The organism is Acinetobacter sp. YH12106, from assembly GCF_013418995.1.
Classification (GTDB): domain Bacteria; phylum Pseudomonadota; class Gammaproteobacteria; order Pseudomonadales; family Moraxellaceae; genus Acinetobacter; species Acinetobacter pseudolwoffii.
The window spans coordinates 1-16,843 of sequence record NZ_VPAV01000026.1 but is presented as its reverse complement, the minus strand read 5'-3'; the positions used below and the strand labels follow the sequence as shown (position 1 = coordinate 16,843).

At 38.9% G+C, this 16,843-nt stretch carries 15 protein-coding genes and 5 pseudogenes; 9 read left to right on the top strand and 11 right to left on the bottom strand.

The window, feature by feature from the left end:
• The first annotated feature begins 94 nt into the window (after positions 1 to 94).
• Both FTU45_RS13370 and FTU45_RS13365 read left to right on the top strand, forming a co-directional pair.
• Entirely contained in the window at positions 95 to 775 is a 681-nt protein-coding gene (locus FTU45_RS13370; protein WP_004668313.1) for a heavy metal response regulator transcription factor, read from the top strand.
• Positions 768 to 2,168, top strand: a complete 1,401-nt coding sequence (locus tag FTU45_RS13365; RefSeq protein ID WP_159516735.1) for a heavy metal sensor histidine kinase — start codon at positions 768 to 770, stop codon at positions 2,166 to 2,168. Before FTU45_RS13370 ends, FTU45_RS13365 begins: the two co-directional genes overlap by 8 nt.
• Before the next feature lie 38 nt (positions 2,169 to 2,206).
• Here FTU45_RS13365 and FTU45_RS13360 read toward each other — a convergent pair whose 3' ends face one another.
• The 6 genes from FTU45_RS13360 to FTU45_RS13335 all read right to left on the bottom strand — a co-directional run bounded on the left by FTU45_RS13360 (position 2,207) and on the right by FTU45_RS13335 (position 8,097).
• The gene (locus FTU45_RS13360) at positions 2,207 to 3,490 is read right to left on the bottom strand and encodes an MgtC/SapB family protein (protein WP_180001712.1); all 1,284 of its coding nucleotides are present in this window, start codon (positions 3,488 to 3,490) and stop codon (positions 2,207 to 2,209) included.
• A complete protein-coding gene (locus FTU45_RS13355) occupies positions 3,487 to 5,862 on the bottom strand; it encodes a heavy metal translocating P-type ATPase (protein WP_159516733.1) in 2,376 nt (791 codons plus the stop codon). Before FTU45_RS13355 ends, FTU45_RS13360 begins: the two co-directional genes overlap by 4 nt.
• Positions 5,863 to 5,873: 11 nt before the next feature.
• Positions 5,874 to 6,524 carry an isoprenylcysteine carboxylmethyltransferase family protein gene (locus FTU45_RS13350; protein ID WP_004663997.1) on the bottom strand — a complete coding sequence of 217 codons (651 nt, stop codon included), beginning with the start codon at positions 6,522 to 6,524 and terminating at the stop codon, positions 5,874 to 5,876.
• Between the two features lie 20 nt (positions 6,525 to 6,544).
• Complete coding sequence (locus FTU45_RS13345) at positions 6,545 to 6,793, bottom strand: DUF2933 domain-containing protein (RefSeq protein ID WP_004695740.1); 249 nt, start codon at positions 6,791 to 6,793, stop codon at positions 6,545 to 6,547.
• A gap of 26 nt (positions 6,794 to 6,819) precedes the next feature.
• The gene (locus FTU45_RS13340) at positions 6,820 to 7,251 is read right to left on the bottom strand and encodes a hypothetical protein (RefSeq protein WP_004695737.1); all 432 of its coding nucleotides are present in this window, start codon (positions 7,249 to 7,251) and stop codon (positions 6,820 to 6,822) included.
• Between the two features lie 603 nt (positions 7,252 to 7,854).
• On the bottom strand, positions 7,855 to 8,097 hold the full coding sequence (locus tag FTU45_RS13335) for a DUF2789 family protein (protein WP_004281876.1): 243 nt from the start codon (positions 8,095 to 8,097) through the stop codon (positions 7,855 to 7,857).
• Between the two features lie 351 nt (positions 8,098 to 8,448).
• Between FTU45_RS13335 and FTU45_RS13330 the strand changes: the two genes are divergently transcribed.
• From FTU45_RS13330 to FTU45_RS15650, 5 genes are all read left to right on the top strand, one after another.
• Positions 8,449 to 8,829, top strand: coding sequence for a copper resistance protein CopC (locus FTU45_RS13330; RefSeq protein WP_159516732.1), 381 nt, complete (start codon positions 8,449 to 8,451; stop codon positions 8,827 to 8,829).
• A gap of 64 nt (positions 8,830 to 8,893) precedes the next feature.
• Complete coding sequence (locus FTU45_RS13325) at positions 8,894 to 9,775, top strand: CopD family protein (RefSeq protein WP_159516731.1); 882 nt, start codon at positions 8,894 to 8,896, stop codon at positions 9,773 to 9,775.
• Between the two features lie 463 nt (positions 9,776 to 10,238).
• Positions 10,239 to 10,433 carry a heavy-metal-associated domain-containing protein gene (locus tag FTU45_RS13320; RefSeq protein WP_004679365.1) on the top strand — a complete coding sequence of 65 codons (195 nt, stop codon included), beginning with the start codon at positions 10,239 to 10,241 and terminating at the stop codon, positions 10,431 to 10,433.
• Positions 10,434 to 10,609: 176 nt separating this feature from the next.
• Positions 10,610 to 13,087, top strand: coding sequence for a heavy metal translocating P-type ATPase (locus FTU45_RS13315; RefSeq protein WP_159138927.1), 2,478 nt, complete (start codon positions 10,610 to 10,612; stop codon positions 13,085 to 13,087).
• Between the two features lie 124 nt (positions 13,088 to 13,211).
• Positions 13,212 to 13,337 carry a YHYH domain-containing protein gene (locus FTU45_RS15650; protein ID WP_094148905.1) on the top strand — a complete coding sequence of 42 codons (126 nt, stop codon included), beginning with the start codon at positions 13,212 to 13,214 and terminating at the stop codon, positions 13,335 to 13,337.
• Positions 13,338 to 13,382: 45 nt separating this feature from the next.
• On the opposite strand, the gene FTU45_RS13305 is transcribed toward FTU45_RS15650, so the two are convergent.
• Positions 13,383 to 13,649 (bottom strand): metal/formaldehyde-sensitive transcriptional repressor, encoded by a 267-nt coding sequence (locus FTU45_RS13305; protein WP_159516729.1) that lies wholly within the window; start codon positions 13,647 to 13,649, stop codon positions 13,383 to 13,385.
• Between the two features lie 80 nt (positions 13,650 to 13,729).
• Between FTU45_RS13305 and dmeF the strand changes: the two are divergent.
• Positions 13,730 to 14,628: pseudogene (gene dmeF / locus FTU45_RS13300) on the top strand (CDF family Co(II)/Ni(II) efflux transporter DmeF); the annotation flags it as partial.
• A gap of 128 nt (positions 14,629 to 14,756) precedes the next feature.
• A pseudogene (locus FTU45_RS15645) lies at positions 14,757 to 14,858 on the top strand (TetR family transcriptional regulator); the annotation flags it as partial.
• 76 nt (positions 14,859 to 14,934) lie between these two features.
• On the opposite strand, the gene FTU45_RS13295 reads toward FTU45_RS15645, so the two are convergent.
• From FTU45_RS13295 to FTU45_RS13290, 4 genes and pseudogenes are all read right to left on the bottom strand, one after another.
• On the bottom strand, positions 14,935 to 15,549 hold the full coding sequence (locus FTU45_RS13295; RefSeq protein WP_004281236.1) for a thiol:disulfide interchange protein DsbA/DsbL: 615 nt from the start codon (positions 15,547 to 15,549) through the stop codon (positions 14,935 to 14,937).
• Between the two features lie 177 nt (positions 15,550 to 15,726).
• A pseudogene (locus tag FTU45_RS15595) lies at positions 15,727 to 15,866 on the bottom strand (cation transporter); the annotation flags it as partial.
• Between the two features lie 87 nt (positions 15,867 to 15,953).
• Positions 15,954 to 16,070, bottom strand: a pseudogene (locus tag FTU45_RS15640) (hypothetical protein); the annotation flags it as partial.
• A 698-nt stretch (positions 16,071 to 16,768) separates the two neighbouring features.
• Positions 16,769 to 16,843 (bottom strand): annotated as a pseudogene (locus FTU45_RS13290) (IS6 family transposase); the annotation flags it as partial.

Sequence of the window (16,843 nt, the reverse complement as noted above, 5' to 3'; positions counted from 1 at the left end):
TCTGAGTGACTTGAAAATGACATTTTTGTAATCTATTTCAATCTCGGGTTTTATAAAGTTATTATAGGTTTAATGAATGACTTAGGATTCTGAGATGAGAATATTATTGGTTGAAGATGAACAAAAAACTGGTGACTATCTCAAGCAAGGTTTATCCGAAGCTGGCTATATTACCGACTGGGTTACAGATGGGTTAACGGGTAAACATCAAGCTCTTTCTGAAGAGTATGACTTAATTATTTTAGACGTGATGTTACCTGGACTAAATGGTTGGAATATTATCAATGATATTCGTAGCAGCGGTAAAACAATGCCCATTCTATTTTTAACAGCCAGAGATCAGATAGAAGATCGAGTAAAAGGTCTAGAGTTAGGCGCTGATGATTATTTAATAAAGCCTTTTGCTTTTGCAGAGCTTCTTGCTCGAATCAAAACTCTCCTTAGACGAGGGCAGCAAAGAGAAGATAGTAATATTATTAAGATTGCTGATTTAGAACTTGATTTGAGAAAACGTCGGGTAACGCGAGCGGGTCAACGCATTGATCTGACGGCAAAAGAATTCGCGCTTATGGAACTTTTTATGCGTAGACGAGGTGAAATTTTACCAAGAGCGCTGATTGCTTCTCAAATTTGGGATATGAATTTTGATAGTGATACGAATGTCGTTGAAGTCGCTATTAAACGATTAAGAAGTAAAGTTGACAGTAACTTTACTCCCAAATTAATTCAGAATATTCGAGGAATGGGGTATGTACTAGAGGTAGAGGATGAATAATAATTTATTCAGAGCGATCAGTTTCCGGATCGGTATCATTTTCTCATTATCTACTATTTTCATTCTAATTATTATGGGTTTGTTCATAAATAAATTAGTAATGCATCATTTTGAAACTCAAGACCGTACCCAATTAGAAGGTAAAATCCAGCTTATTCAGAATCTTCTCCAACAGCATCCTAAAAATTCTCCAGAACTTAATTTCTATTTAAGAGATGCGTTAGTTGGACACCATGATCTTATGGTCCAAATAGAACGACCGACAGGTCAAGTTTTATTTAGTTCTGCATCCTCAATCATTAATACTCAAAATTTAATCAAGTCAGCAAATAATTCATGGATTAAATGGCAAGTTCAAAATAAGACCTATCGTGGCATGATCTACACTACAGGTATAAATAGAAATTCTGAAATACAATCTGTACGAATTATTGTTGGGATCGATACATCAGAACATCTACATTTTCTAAAAGATTTTAAGCGTCAACTTTTGTATATTGGTTTGGCTGGTACAATTTGTTTAATGTTTTTAGGTTGGTTTGCAACCTGGAGAGGTTTAAGACCCGTGCAAAAAATGGCTAAGGTCGCAGAAGGAATTTCTGCTCAACATCTTTCAGAACGTTTAGAAGTTGAGCATACACCAACCGAACTAAAATCATTGGCAATCGCCTTCAATGCTATGCTGGACAGACTAGAGTCAGCTTTAGAAAAACTTTCCGATTTTTCATCTGATTTAGCACATGAAATTAGAACACCGATTAATAATTTAATGACCCAAACTCAAGTATGTCTCGCCCGTAACCGAGATATTGGTACTTATCAAGAAATACTATTTTCTAATTTAGAAGAATTTGAACGTTTGGCTCGAATGGTGTCCGATATGCTTTTCTTGGCAAAAGCAGAACATGGCTTAAATTTACAGAACTTACAGAATATTGACCTCGTTAAAGAAGTTACCGCTTTATTTGATTTCTATGACGCTCTCGCTGCCGAAAAAAATATGACACTTCAACAAACAGGATCTGGCAATGTAAAAGGTGATCCTGCTATGTTACGTCGCGCACTCAGCAATCTATTGTCTAATGCAGTTAAATATGGAAACAAGAATTCTACAATACGGATAAAACTTCAACAGAATTTAGATAACACAATATTTTCAATTGAAAATGAAGGCCCTGAAATCTCTCCTGAACAACTATCCAGATTATTTGATCGTTTTTATCGAACAGATGCGTCTAGGCAAAGAACAGAAGAAGGAACCGGCTTAGGGCTTGCCATAACAAAATCTATTCTTGATATGCTTGGGGCGACCATCCAGGCTGAATCCCTCAATGGTCGAATCATTTTTACCATTGTTTTTCAAAGTGAATCCATGCAAGGGGAATCGTTTTAACTCATTTTTTGAACATCCTCCATTTACCCGAGTTGACCTTACATAAAGCTCAAACTGAGAGCCAGAGCTACGCCAGCACCTATCATGGCAATTGTGTAGCCAATTATGATGGCTCGGCCAAACTGTGCCCCCCCTGTCATCCATGCAATTGTCGCTTTGCTTAACATGTTGCTCAGTGTGGCCAGCCCTAGCGCGACAGCAGCCACATTTGTTGTTAAGCCTTCAGTACTATGCAGGCGGGCAAGTGAGACTAAAATAGCATCTACGTCTGCTAGCCCGGAAATAGTCGATAGTACGAAGATGCCGCTGGTGCCCAACCATTGTTTTGCTGCCGGAACCAAGACTGCCATGACAGAAAGGAAAGCAGCGAAGCTGAATGCTGTCCCAAGATCAAAAGGAGCCATTGCTTCTATTGTTCGATCGTTGTTTTCAGCGCTGGTAATTTGGCGTTGTCTCCACAGTGCCATACCCAGCAAAAGGATTCCCGCAATCATCATTGCACCACCAAAAGTGCTTAGAAGTGCGGGTTCAATGACGCCTATCAGTACAGCCATACGAAAAAACATGATGCCACAGGCAGCCAATGTTCCAGAAATAGCAGCACTGACCATGACGGGGTGCTGGCGTGTATAGCGTGCCAGTGCGACAGTTGCAGCTGTAGAAGATGCCAAACCACCCAATAGACCTGTCCAGAGTATGCCTCTTTCTGAACCGGTGAGCCGCATGGCAAAATGACCTGCCAGAGAGAGTCCGGCAATCAGGATCACTGCCCACCATAACTGGTAAGGATTTAATGCAGCAAAAGGTCCCATACCCGTATTGGGTAAGTAAGGTAATATAACGACAGAAAGTACCAGTAACTGTAGAGATGCGGTTAATTCACGATGTTCGATCAAGCGTAACCAACCATGTAAGGTTGGCTTGAGATCCAAAAATACAGCCACGATGACAGCCGCTGTTAATGCTAAAGTAACATTACCATGGGATGCATATGCACCTAGAACTAATGTCAACAGCATCGCGATCGTCGTGGTAGCGCTTAAATTACCGGAAATTTTTGCGGTACGCGCGTAGGATACCGTAAGTAAAAGGGAAAGCCCTAATACGGCTGCGACTAGTGGCCAAGGCCCAAAGTTTGGCTGTAGATGACCCAGCACTCCTCCGAGTAATCCTGTCAATGTGAAGGTACGTAGGCCTGCTACTCGGCTGCCTTCTGGCAGTTCACGATCATTCCATCCTCGTTCTAAACCAATGAGCAGGCCGATGGCAAGTGCTGCAACTAGGCCTGATACATCTGGTGGAAGAAAAGGACTCTCTATCATAGCTTTTTATGTCGCAGGCGAAGGGCATTCGTGATCACTGAAGCGGAGCTAAAACTCATGGCCAAGGCCGCAATCATGGGTGACAACAACCAACCTGTAAATGGGTAGAGTACGCCAGCTGCTATTGGGATACCCAAGGCATTGTAAAGGAAAGCAAACATGAGGTTCTGTTTCATGTTGCTGACAGTAGCTTCCGAGAGTGAACGGGCAACCGAGATACCGCGTAAATCTCCCTTGACCAGGGTAACTTGAGCACTATTCATTGCGACATCAGTCCCGGTACCCATAGCGATACCGACATCAGCCTTGGCTAGTGCAGGTGCATCATTGATTCCATCGCCGGCCATTGCCACGATGCGACCTTGCTTCTGCAATTTGCTGACAAGTTCGAGTTTATCTGCGGGTTTGACTTCACCATGTATCTCATCGATTCCCAGACGTGCTCCGACTGAACGGGCAGTGGTGAGACCATCTCCTGTTGCCATTACGATACGTAGTCCAGCTTCCTTCAGGGTGGTAAGAGCTTCAGGAGTACTTTTTTTGATGGGATCAGATACTGCAAGCAGGCCGGCCAATTCACCATTGATGGCTAGATGCATGACACTTGCCCCTTCCGAACGCAGCTCTTCGGCTTGCGGAATCAGAGATTGTACGGAGATACCCAATTGTTCCATCAGTGCCGTGTTGCCCAAAGCTAACTGACGATCGCCCACTTGACCTCGAACACCGATCCCAGAGCCTGATTCAAAATTGTCTGGTGTTTCAAGAGACAGGCCACGTTCGTGTGCTGCATTTACAATCGCATCAGCTAGCGGATGTTCACTGCCTTGATCCAGGCTAGCGGCCAGACGTAATACTTCAGATTCCTCGAACCCTGCTGCAGCTACTACACGGTCGAATGCAGGGCGTCCTTCAGTCAACGTACCTGTTTTATCGATGATTAGTGTGTCAATCTTGCGCAGATTCTCAATGGCCGCCGCATCACGGAATAGCACACCATGGGTGGCACCTTGACCCGTCGCAACCATGATAGACATTGGGGTTGCCAAGCCCAGTGCGCAAGGACAGGCAATAATCAGTACTGCCACAGCATTGATTAATGCATAAACCCAGCTCGACTCTTCTGGGCCGAACAGTCCCCATCCAAAGAAGGTAAGTAAGGCAATAGCCACTACAGCCATTACGAACCAACCTGCTACCTGATCAGCCATACGTTGCATGGGTGCTCTCGAGCGTTGAGCTTGCGCCACCATCTGTACGATCTGAGCCAACATGGTGCTTGAACCAATTTTCTCTGAACGCATGATCAATGAACCATTGGTATTCAGGGTAGCTCCAATGACTTTGTCGCCGACGCGTTTAGTGATTGGTAAAGGTTCGCCTGTCAGCATTGATTCATCTACTGAACTGCTTCCTTCAGTGACTACACCATCCACAGGAACTTTTTCACCTGGGCGAATTCTGAGTAAATCTCCTACATGGACATGAGTCAGAGGAACATCTTCCTCAGTTCCATCGGGCAGGATTCGGCGAGCTGTTTTAGGAGCAAGTCCGAGGAGTGACTTAATTGCAGCAGAAGTTTGCGAACGTGCTTTTAATTCCAGTATTTGCCCCAGTAGGGTCAAAGAAATGATGACCGCTGAAGCTTCAAAGTAAACAGCGACACGACCCATGGAGATAAATGAGTCTGGAAAGATTTGTGGTGCAATGGTCGCAACCACACTGTAAATAAAAGCAGCCCCTGTACCTAGACCGATCAGGGTCCACATGTTTGGGCTGCGATTCACAACCGATTGCCAACCACGGGAAAAAAATGGCCAACCTGCCCACAGTACAATCGGGAGTGACAACACTAATTCAATCCAGCTCTGAACTGCCATGTCGAACAGGTTCAGTTGATGGCCAAACATTGCCAAAAAAGTCACGACTATGGTGAGTGGCAGTGTCCACCAGAAGCGTCGACGGAAATCACGTAACTCAGGATTCTCATCTTCCTCTAACTCGGGAATGAGTGGTTCCAGTGTCATTCCGCATTTAGGACAGTTTCCAGGATGATCCTGTCTAATTTCTGGATGCATTGGGCAAGTATAGATGGTCGTGCCTGTTGTGCTTGCATCATTAACGGATTGAGTAGTCTGATGATGCTGTGTATGTGCATCGGCAGTCGTCGTTGCGGGTTTAGCGATATATTGCACCGGGCTGCTATGAAACTTTGATTGACATTTATCACTGCAAAAAAAGTAAGTTTTCCCCTTAAATTCCTCATGGTATTTCGATTCTTCAGTGACGGTCATACCACAGACTGGGTCTTTCAGTACGTCTGTTGTAGCCTGTGCCATATGGTCCTGGTTATGATTTTTTTGATCTGACATAAATAATTCTCTTATGGAAAAGTGGTTTTATGGCCGAATTTTGGAATAAATCTCGGAGTCTGTTGAGCATAGCTGTCATAGACAGCGCCAAACTGTTTACTCATTTCAGCCTCTTCCTTAATTGCCAAGCGGCTGTACATTAAGAGTAGGATTGGAAACATAATCAGTGTCAGTAAAGTTGGCCATTGCAATAAAAAACCCAGCAAGATCATCACAAAAGCCACGTATTGTGGGTGACGTATACGTGCATAAGGGCCTGTGATCGCTAAAGAATGCTGACGTTGCGCGTTGTACAGCACGTGCCATGACGTTGATAACAGGTAAAATCCATAGCCCAAGAAAACGTAACTGGCGATATGCAAAATGCCAAAATGTGGATCACCTTTTTCACCTAATAGCGTTGACCACAAGTGACCTGCATTATGAGAAAGTAAGTCAAGTTGAGGGAAGCGAGTTTGAAGCCAACCAGATAACAGGTAAATGGTTAAAGGAAAACCATACATTTCGACAAATAGAGCAATGATAAAAGCCGAAAAGGCCCCAAATGTACGCCAATCGCGCGCAGTGGAAGGTCTAAAAAAACTGAAAGCGAACATGATAAAAACTGCTGAGTTAATGATAACCAGCGTCCATAAACCATAAGCCGATTCCGCATGATTCATGATGGATCTCCTGATAAGAGCTATTTTTTGTTATCAGATATATCGGATTTTTTTTGCTGCGAGTGGTTATGCCCATGACCACCATGCATAAAAATATGCATCAGTGGACACGCTAAAAGGAATAAATAAGGCAAAGCACCGATAACGTGGGCTAAATGTTCCGTTAATAGAAAATAAGCTGCGATACCACCCAGCACGATTAGACCAATGGCATAACGTGTAGACCAGAAGTTAGGTACTGAATTATTTTCTTGGTGTTGGTGATTCATGGTGCTTTCCCCTAATTCATGGGTAACTATTTAGTTGCTGACGGAGGCATACAGTCCATCATCATCTGCATCATGGATTGCATCATGTCCATACGTTTTTCCATCATCTGCTGACGGTCAGCCATATTTGCATTCATGCTTTGGCTGCCCATCTGTTTCATCATACTCATACCTCCTTGCATGAGTTTCATGTGCTCAGCCATAAGTTTCTGACGTTCTTGTGGGGTTTTTGCAGCCATCATCTTCTCATGCATGGCTTGCATCGCCTTCATGTGTTGATCCATTGCAGCCATTTTATCTGTAGCAGTGGTGCTGGTAACTGTTTGCTTAATTGTTACTGCAGATGGTGCTGTTTTTTCAGGGTGGTGATCTTTGTGTTCATCGGATTGCTGTGCAAATGTATTCAATGACGCGGCTGCGATACATAAGCCCAAAAAAATGTTTTTGAATTTCATCATAATTTTTTCCTTTAAATAATTTGGAAGTAAAAGCTATGTTTTAGTACTGAACAGAGTCTAGGAATTTGACTACTAAACTGATGAAATTTTTGGTTATTCTCTGTCTCTCTTAAAAATTTTAGCACTATTAATTAATTATTTTTAAAAATGACAAAAATGTAATTTTGAGATCTTCTCGAAATATATAGTCTATGCTGAGATGACAAAAATTTTATTTAATATTAATCTTTTAAAACTATTAAAGTTGTTATGATTTTATGTGCTTAAAAAAATAAAAATGAAATGATTAGATGACTCCAAGGCTAGTTAGAGACACATTCTTAATGTAATTTACACTGTTATTCCTTTAAAGAAAAAATACAGTTGATCAAAATAGTTTTTTATAGAAAAAAGGGTGGATAATTTAATTATTAAACTTATTGGTATATTTATTAGATAGAAGGTAAAGAAGATTATTTTTAATATTAGGGTTTATAATCCAAATTTCAGAGTAAGGAATCTACTACTTATATAATAGAGATTCCATCTCCAAAACAGTACTACTGTATGAATGAGTTGTATTCAATGCAGGGAAGAATGTAGATCCTTAATACTAACGGAAAATTATTTTACTGAATTTTCATGTAAAGACTCATTTAATTGATCAATCACTGTCGTCCATTCACCATCAGAGTGTAGTTTTTCTTCTAAAAAATGACGTTGAGCATCAGTCCAAAAAATTGCTTGTGTTAAAAAAACATCTCCAGCTAGCTGATGGCTCTCTATGAATTTTGCAATTGCTTCTTCAGTAGAAGCTAAACCAAGCTGTTCAAATAATTTGGTCATTCTTGGACGTGTTTGAGTCATGTGCTTAGCCCACAAATTTATATTAGATCAAATTAAACATAACATGTTTATATTTAAACTAAAATATAAAAAATTAAATAGCTACTATTTTCTTAGACAAAATGATTACTACATTTCATAAATCAACCACCTACATAATTTGTTTGTTAAATGATCATTATTTTTCAATAAGATTATTTTAATAGTTAAAGATTTTAAATTTTAAAAATGACAAAAATGTAATTTTGAAGTCATCGCTCTGTTTCTGTCTCTCACTAATAATTGAAATATAAGAGGAGATGATGTGGTCTCATTAAATATAGATTTTATAAAGTCATCTCTAATGAACTAACGAATCAAGAGGAAACGTAAATGAAATTATTTCAAAATAAAATGACTGCTCTACGTAATGTTGTAGTAGCTGCAACGATGATTGTGGCTACTACAACTACGTTCGCTCATGTGAGTTTAGTGAGTGCGATTCCTGCGGAAAATGCATCTGTCCTTAGTCAACCAAAGAACTTGACCCTTAACTTTGGTGCAGAGGTTATGTTGATGAATATTAAGTTACTGGATGCTCAGCGAAGAGATGTTCCTTTAAAATATGAAGTTACGCATGACTTAAAGAAATCCTTTGATGTCGCTCTTCCGAAACTGAAAAAAGGTAAATATACCGTTGTCTGGACAACAATGGGGAAAGATGGCCACAACATGAATGGTGAATATAGTTTCACTATCAAATCAACTAAATAAGAATTGATTACCTTTCAACATGTCAGTGAGGTGCTGGCATGTTGTTCTAGAATGGACAAAAATAATGATTTCTGAATATTGGATGTGGGCCACTTGGTTAACTAAGGTTATTTTATATTTAAGTTTAGCTTTTGTCGTTGGTGGAGCCTTTTGCTATTTTTTACTTAGACAATATCTTGAACTAAAAGAATCGATTCTTAAATATATTACAATTGGCGCTGGATTAGGCCTAATTTCCAGTACCTTGGGATTTTTTATTCTGATTGGTAGTTTTGCCAATACTGGTATTACAGGGATGGTGGACCCCACGTATATTAATATATTGGTTAATACTCCGACGGGGTATATATACGTTCTTCGTTCTATTAGTTTTGCTCTTTTACTTCTTCTCATGGTGGTTAAAGTTAACAGGAACAAAGGTCAGTTTTCTATAATTGAAAGTTCAATATTTTGTATTTTACTTATCCCGATTATTTTTAGTTTTTCCCAGCTCGGACATGTCGCTAATTTAACCTTACTTGCTCAAATTTTATTATCAATCCATATTCTAGTTATGTCGTTATGGATGGGGTCTTTATATCCGTTATGGAAAACCAGCCGGGAAATAAGTGGTTTACCTTTAAAAGATCGCATGCATGTATTTGGACGTATTGCTGCTTTCATTGTTGGGATATTAATCGCCTGTGGCGCTAGTGTAGCTCTTCTTTTAATTAAAGATTTTAATACCTTAATCAATACTGCATATGGCTATGGTTTCATGGTTAAAATGTTTTTTGTTATAGGTATTCTACTTTTAGCTGCCTTCAACAAATGGTATTTCACCCCGCATCTTCAACATCCTAAATTTGCTAAACACCTTAGTCATGCCATTTTATTTGAGATGTTATTAGGTCTATCAATTCTATTAACAACAGGCTATATAACCACTGTCGTGGGTATTGAATAAGAGAATTTCAAAATAAGGTTATTGAGGAAATTTAACATTAGTACTTTTATCTTTTGTAGCTGAGCAATAAAGTTTCTACTGGACTGCCAGCTTACGACAATCAGAACAGTAAAATCGCATCATAAGGCATTTATATATTAAAGGTAGTCACCGGTTTTTAGCTTCAATCCATAAGAGTCTCATCTATTCAGTTCACTACTATTGATTGAAATAACTATCTTATAAATTTCAAAGTGATCGTAGATGACAAAAATGTCATTTTTAAGTCACGTTAATGTTGGTTAAGTACTTTTACTGTAGTCATTAGAACGCTATGCTTTAGAATACTCTGATGAAAACTATGGATGTAAACAGACCAAGTTACAGCAAGTAACTGATTCAGAGAAAGGCTGGTTGTATGGTGAAAGTTTAGAGTTACTGTTCTAATGGTTTAAACAAATGTTTTGTTAAAAAGGAGCAACATATGAAATTTCACATCGCTAATATGACTTGTGGTGGTTGTGCACGAGGCATTACTACTGCAATTAAAGAGCTCGACTCGAATGCATCACTCGATATTGATTTACAAAACCGTATCGTTGAAATCAACACAACGGTTAGTCAGGATAAAGTCATTGCCACTCTCGGTGATCGTGGATTTACAGCTGAGCCTGCTTAATCTCTGTTAGAGTAAAGTGGTAATCCCTTATCACTTTACTTACTCTTGTTTTTCTCATCGTACAGATAAAATCTGTACTTGCTTGCAATAAAAGTGCTGCCTGAATTCCCAATTATCTTGGTTCGAGCTGATCTTCGCATATAGAACTCAGCATATCTAAATGATAGAGATCGTATATGAGTACCGAAATGACTGATACGCCACACTACAGTGAAACATTAGAGATTGAGGGGATGACATGTGCTTCTTGTGTAGGCCGTGTGGAAAAAGCTTTAAAATCTGTTGAGGGTGTTGAATCGGCTCATGTAAATCTGGCTACCGAAAAAGCAGTCATTTATGCGCATCAACCACTTGATCGCGCTACTTTAATTAAAGCCGTAGAAAAAGCAGGCTACGAAGTGGAAGTATTGCAACCGATAGAGCTTACGATAGAGGGTATGTCATGTGCTTCTTGTGTAGGTCGAGTAGAAAAGGCTTTAAAATCTGTTGAAGGAGTTGAGTCGGCTCATGTAAATCTGGCTACTGAAAAAGCGACTATTCAGGCAAGCTCATCTGTCACTCGTGACTCGTTAATTCAGGCTGTCACCAAAGCAGGGTTTGAAGCAAAGTCAGTTCATCAAACTACGGAAAGCTTTCAAGATAAAAAGAATATTGAATTAGAAAAACTTAAAAAAGATTTAATTTTGTCAGTCTTATTGACTCTACCCGTTTTTATTTTAGAAATGGGATCACACCTGATTCCCGCCTTTCATACGTTTATGATGGATAACATTGGCCAACAAAATAGCTGGTTAATGCAATTTTTCTTGACCACAGTAGCATTAATTTTTCCAGGCCGACGCTTCTTCAAAAAGGGCATCCCAAGTTTATTCCGCTTAGCACCAGACATGAATTCCTTGGTGGCTGTAGGAACATTGGCTGCTTATCTTTATTCAGTGGTTGCTACTTTCTTTCCAAGTGTCCTGCCACAAGGCACGGTCAATGTTTATTATGAAGCTGCAGCGGTTATTATCACTTTAATTCTATTAGGTAGATTTTTTGAAGCCAAGGCAAAAGGCCGAACGTCTTTAGCAATTCAACATCTAGTTGGAATGCAGCCTAAAGTTGCCAGAATACAGCTCAATAATCAGGTGATAGAAGTTCCGATTGCCGAAGTTCAAACAGGAACGATTGTAGAGATTAGACCAGGCGAGCGTATCCCTGTCGATGGTGAAGTTATTCACGGCCAAAGTTTTATTGATGAATCCATGATTACTGGCGAGCCTATGCCCGTTGAAAAAACGATAGGCTCTACTGTGGTAGGAGGAACAATTAACCAAAGTGGCAGCTTAAATATCAAAGCCACCTCTGTTGGTAGTTCATCAGTGCTTTCTCAAATCATCCGAATGGTTGAACAGGCACAGGGTTCCAAGCTGCCTATTCAGGCATTGGTTGATAAAATTACCATGTGGTTTGTACCTGTAGTAATGGGTCTCTCTCTTTTAACTTTTATTACTTGGTTTATCTTCGGCCCTGAGCCAGCCCTAACGTTTAGCTTAGTTAATGCAGTTGCGGTACTCATTATTGCATGTCCTTGTGCAATGGGACTTGCAACGCCTACATCAATCATGGTGGGAACTGGGCGTGGTGCTGAAATGGGTGTTTTATTCCGTAAAGGGGAAGCTTTGCAGCTGCTCAAAGAAACTAAAGTGGTTGCTGTTGATAAAACAGGGACCCTGACTGAAGGGAAACCAATTTTAACCGATCTGCATGTCTTAGAAGGGTTTGAATACAATGCCGTACTTTCACTTATGGCAGCCGTTGAATCAAAGTCTGAGCATCCTATTGCTCGAGCAATTGTACAAGCCGCTATAGATAAGGAATTAATCCTGTCTCCTGTTGCTGATTTCAAGTCAGTCACGGGCTATGGAATAGAAGCAACGGTGTCTGAACATTTGGTTCATATTGGTGCAGATCGATATATGGAAAAACTAGGTTTGAATCCTAATGTTTTTTCTCAATTTTCGGATCGTTTGGGAGAAGAAGGAAAAACCCCTCTCTATGTTGCGATTGACCAGAAACTTGCTGCCATTATTGCTGTAGCAGATCCAATTAAAGAATCAACATTTGCTGCAATTGAAGCGTTACATCAGTTAGGTTTAAAGGTTGCCATGATTACAGGTGATAACCGTCATACAGCTCAAGCGATTGCAAAAAAACTAGGTATTGATGAGGTTATTGCAGAAGTCTTACCAGAAGGTAAAATAGAGGCCGTTAAAAAATTAAAAAATCAATATGGTAAACTCGCATATGTTGGAGATGGCATTAATGATGCCCCTGCACTTGCAGAAGCAGATATTGGTTTAGCAATAGGTACAGGTACAGACGTAGCTATTGAAGCTGCTGATGTGGTTTTGATGTCTGGCAACCTGAAAGGAGTGCCAAATGCTATCGCTTTAAGCAAAGCGACTATAACCAATATTCGTGAAAATTTATTTTGGGCATTTGTTTACAATGCAGCTCTGATTCCTATTGCAGCAGGTGTACTTTATCCGCAATTTGGACTGCTACTTTCTCCTGTATTTGCTGCTGGTGCAATGGCTCTCTCGTCAATATTTGTACTAGGAAATGCTTTACGATTAAAACGTTTTAAAGCCCCCCTTGCAATTATTTAACCATTTTTTATATACATTTAAAGTTTTGTTGGCTTTACTTTATATATTTGGAAATAGTCTAAGCCATGTTGGCTTTTATTAAATATCATACAGTTGATATTCTAATTATTTGAGAGGGATTAAGATGAAAAGAATTTTATTAATATGCTTTATAGGCATGTCATTTACCTATGCGAATGCTCATTCTGGGGGAACGAACTCACAGGGTTGTCATACCAACAGTAAAACTGGTGATTACCACTGTCATTAATAGGTGCGCACACAGTTTTTTTATTTAAAAGACTGTGCTTTAAAGTTATAAGTAGCGTTTAACTAAAGCTAAAAATTCATTCAGTTCTTTTTCCTTTATTTTCTCAGTATCACCGAGTACATGTTCTCTAAGATGAAGTTCTATTAACTCATTCATTAAGCCATTTATCGCACCTTTAATTGCTGCAACTAGCTGTAATACCTCAATACAAGAATTTTCAGAATTTAAAATATTCTGTTCAAGGGCATTAGTTTGACCTTGAATTCGTCTAATCCGATTTAAAATTTTTTTGTTCTGATTTAAGTGAGACATACTATTCAACCTCAAGAACATATACTATGGGGGAGTATTAATTGTGGTGCAATAAAATGTAATATCTAAATAATGTTAAAAGTGACCATTCGCATCAATTTGACGAAGGAAATCCTTTAGCACAAAAGAAAATTTTAATCGCAACCATCCTCACTGGTGTAATGATGGTGTTTGAAATTTTTGGAGGATGGTTCTTTAATTCCATGGCTTTATTGGCTGATGGATGGCATATGAGTTCTCATATGTTGGCATTGGGCTTAGCTTATTTTGCCTATAAAATGGCTCGAAAATATGCTCGTGATCAGAGATTCTGTTTCGGTACATGGAAGATAGAAATCTTAGCTGGATATTCGAGTGCCATTTTATTGATGGTTGTTGCTGTATTCATGGGTGTTCAATCGATAGAACGTTTATTCAATCCTGTGAATATTCACTACAACGAGGCAATTTCAATTGCGATTGTTGGCTTGATCGTTAATTTTATTTGTGCCTGGTTACTACGTGAAAATGGTCACCACCACCATCATCACTCTCATGATGACCATGACTTAAACCAGAAAGCCGCTTTTCTTCATGTAGTAGCAGATGCAGTAACTTCTGTATTAGCGATTATTGCACTTTTCGCAGGGAAGTATTTTGGATGGGATTTTTAGATGCAATTCTAGGGATCGTAGGTGCAGTGCTTGTAGCACAATGGTCTTGGGGATTGATTAGAGAAACAGGTAAAACATTGCTTGATGCAGAGATGGAACATCCTGTAGTAAAGGAGATTCAGGAAGTTGTAGAGGAATTAGATAACCAAATTACGATTACTGATCTGCATGTCTGGAAAGTAGGTAGAAGTAAATTTTCATGTATTTTATCCCTAAATACAGTTAATGACTCCTTAACAGCAGAGGTAGTTCGTAAAGCTTTGTCAATTCATGAAGAGATTGTTCATATTTCTGTTGAAATTAACAAGAATTTCCATGTTGTTTAAATTAATATTTATTCCTTTTAAACTTTATCAGTCTATTTATGTAAATCTTAGATTAGAATTTGTTTGTTGTAGAGCGTCGGGGCGCCTCGGCAATTCTGCGTGTTGAAATAGAAAGGAAAATTCATTACTTTAAAGCGCAAAGCGTGTTGCAGATGCAGCTCTTATTCCGAGGAATTTTACACTGGTATCGCCCGCCGATAGAAACACCAGATCCGGCAGTCAGGACGTAAATAACCATTCCTCCAGTTTAAATAAAAAAACCTGCAGATTCGATGCAGGTTTTTTTTAGAGATAATCAATCGCGTCTTATTTGGCTTTACGCTCTTTCTCGATCAGGTAATTCACCACCTGAATGACTTTGGCATCATTACCCTGCACAATATATTTACCATTCACGGTCACTGCCGGAACACCACTTAACTGATACTGAGCAGCCAGATTTTTGGCTTGGGCAATTTTCGAAGTGATCGGGAAAGATTTATAAGTGCTGTTAAATTTCGCTTCAGGAATACCATAGCGGGTATAGAACTTGGCCAATTGCGCCTGTTCTAAAATTGGACGTTGCTTATCATGAATATCATGGAATAATTGTAAATGTGCTTTTTGACGCACACCCAATGCTTCAGACACATAATAAGCACGCGCTGCCTGCTCCCAGAGTGGATTCATTGCAGCCGGCGTACGTACAAAACGTACATCTTTTGGTAATTTTTTCAACCAGCCCTGCATATGTGGTTCAAGCGCGAAACAGTGACCACAGCCGTACCAGAAGAATTCACGTACCTCAATTCTGCCCGGTTTTTCGACTTTGACTGGTTTTGCAACCACCTGATAGTCCTGACCTGCCACAAAATTGGCCATAGCATTGCCTGAAAAGGCCAAAACAGATGCGGCAACAGCTCCTAAAAGGAATTTTTTCATTGGGATTATCGTCCTCTAAATCATTATGCTTAGTGTATGGGTTCACTATAAATCAATTATGCCGGTTCCGTTTTCATGCTGCGAACTTTTGTGCTATCAGAACCGCTACATTAAAGTATGCGACTGATTTTAAGTCAGTTAATATGGCCATTCGACCGCTATGTGTTTTTAGATAATCACAAAAGTTAAACTTTGAGTAATAAAAACGGTTATAATTTCTACGATTAAAACGTAGTGGTCAAACCTACAGTAAATATTAGCTTCTTACTATTCTCTTCAGTAACAGCCGCGTGGCTCTGAGAATGATCTTCTGACATACAATAGTTTCCTTATTCTATTTACGATTAGCTGAGAGACTTGAGTAAGCCTCAATATTTCTGCTAAAAATTGCTTACTATAATTGGTCAAGAAGCTTTCTTTTCATTTATCCACCGGGACAATATTGGTAATAAAACCAACATAAGAAGGGTTGATGAGATAATTCCTCCAATAACCACATTTGCTAGTGGGCACTTTACTTTTTTCTCCAATTCCAATGCCTCCCTAACTAATTAGAGAGTTTTAAGCATTATTACATGAATCTTTCCAGTACTATTGTTGCAAATATACTAAGTTGCATATTTATTCCTGCCTATGTATAGGAGCATATGTAACCCTAAAGTTTAAAATAGTCTTTTCGGATTATTTAAAAATTTGAAAATGGTAAAGAATAAATTAAAAACAATAAATATATTTATCATTCGATTTAAAAAAATTAATTAATCTTAGTTACACCATACTAAAAATAACTAATTTTTAGTTTTCCTAGTTATATGTGCTTCATTATAATTTTGAATTAATTCTCTTCACACCCTTTGCTTTTTTCATTGTTAATTATTTCTAAATTTTTCTCTAAGAAACGAAGTCCCCCATCAGCAAAACTACTGGTTGAAAAAACTATAGTAAAAATAACTAAAACAATCTTCATATATATATTATTGAATCTAATCATATCTTGGACCAAAAAATAATTTCTTCATATACTAATTCCTAGATATATACACCTAAATGACAACCAAATTACAAATTTGTAATTTTGTTAAGGTTTGTCCTAAAAAAAATAAATTAATACTATTTTAACAAAGATAAGTTGTTGCTGAAAAATTTGAATTGTAAGGGATTTAATTAGGCACTGTTGCAAATAGAGATTTGAGTCGATGATGTTCCCTTTAAAAAGTACTTAGAGACCGAAAACCCTGTTGATTAGACACACTTCACCCTGAGGCTGACCATAATAAAATGACGATGCTTGTCC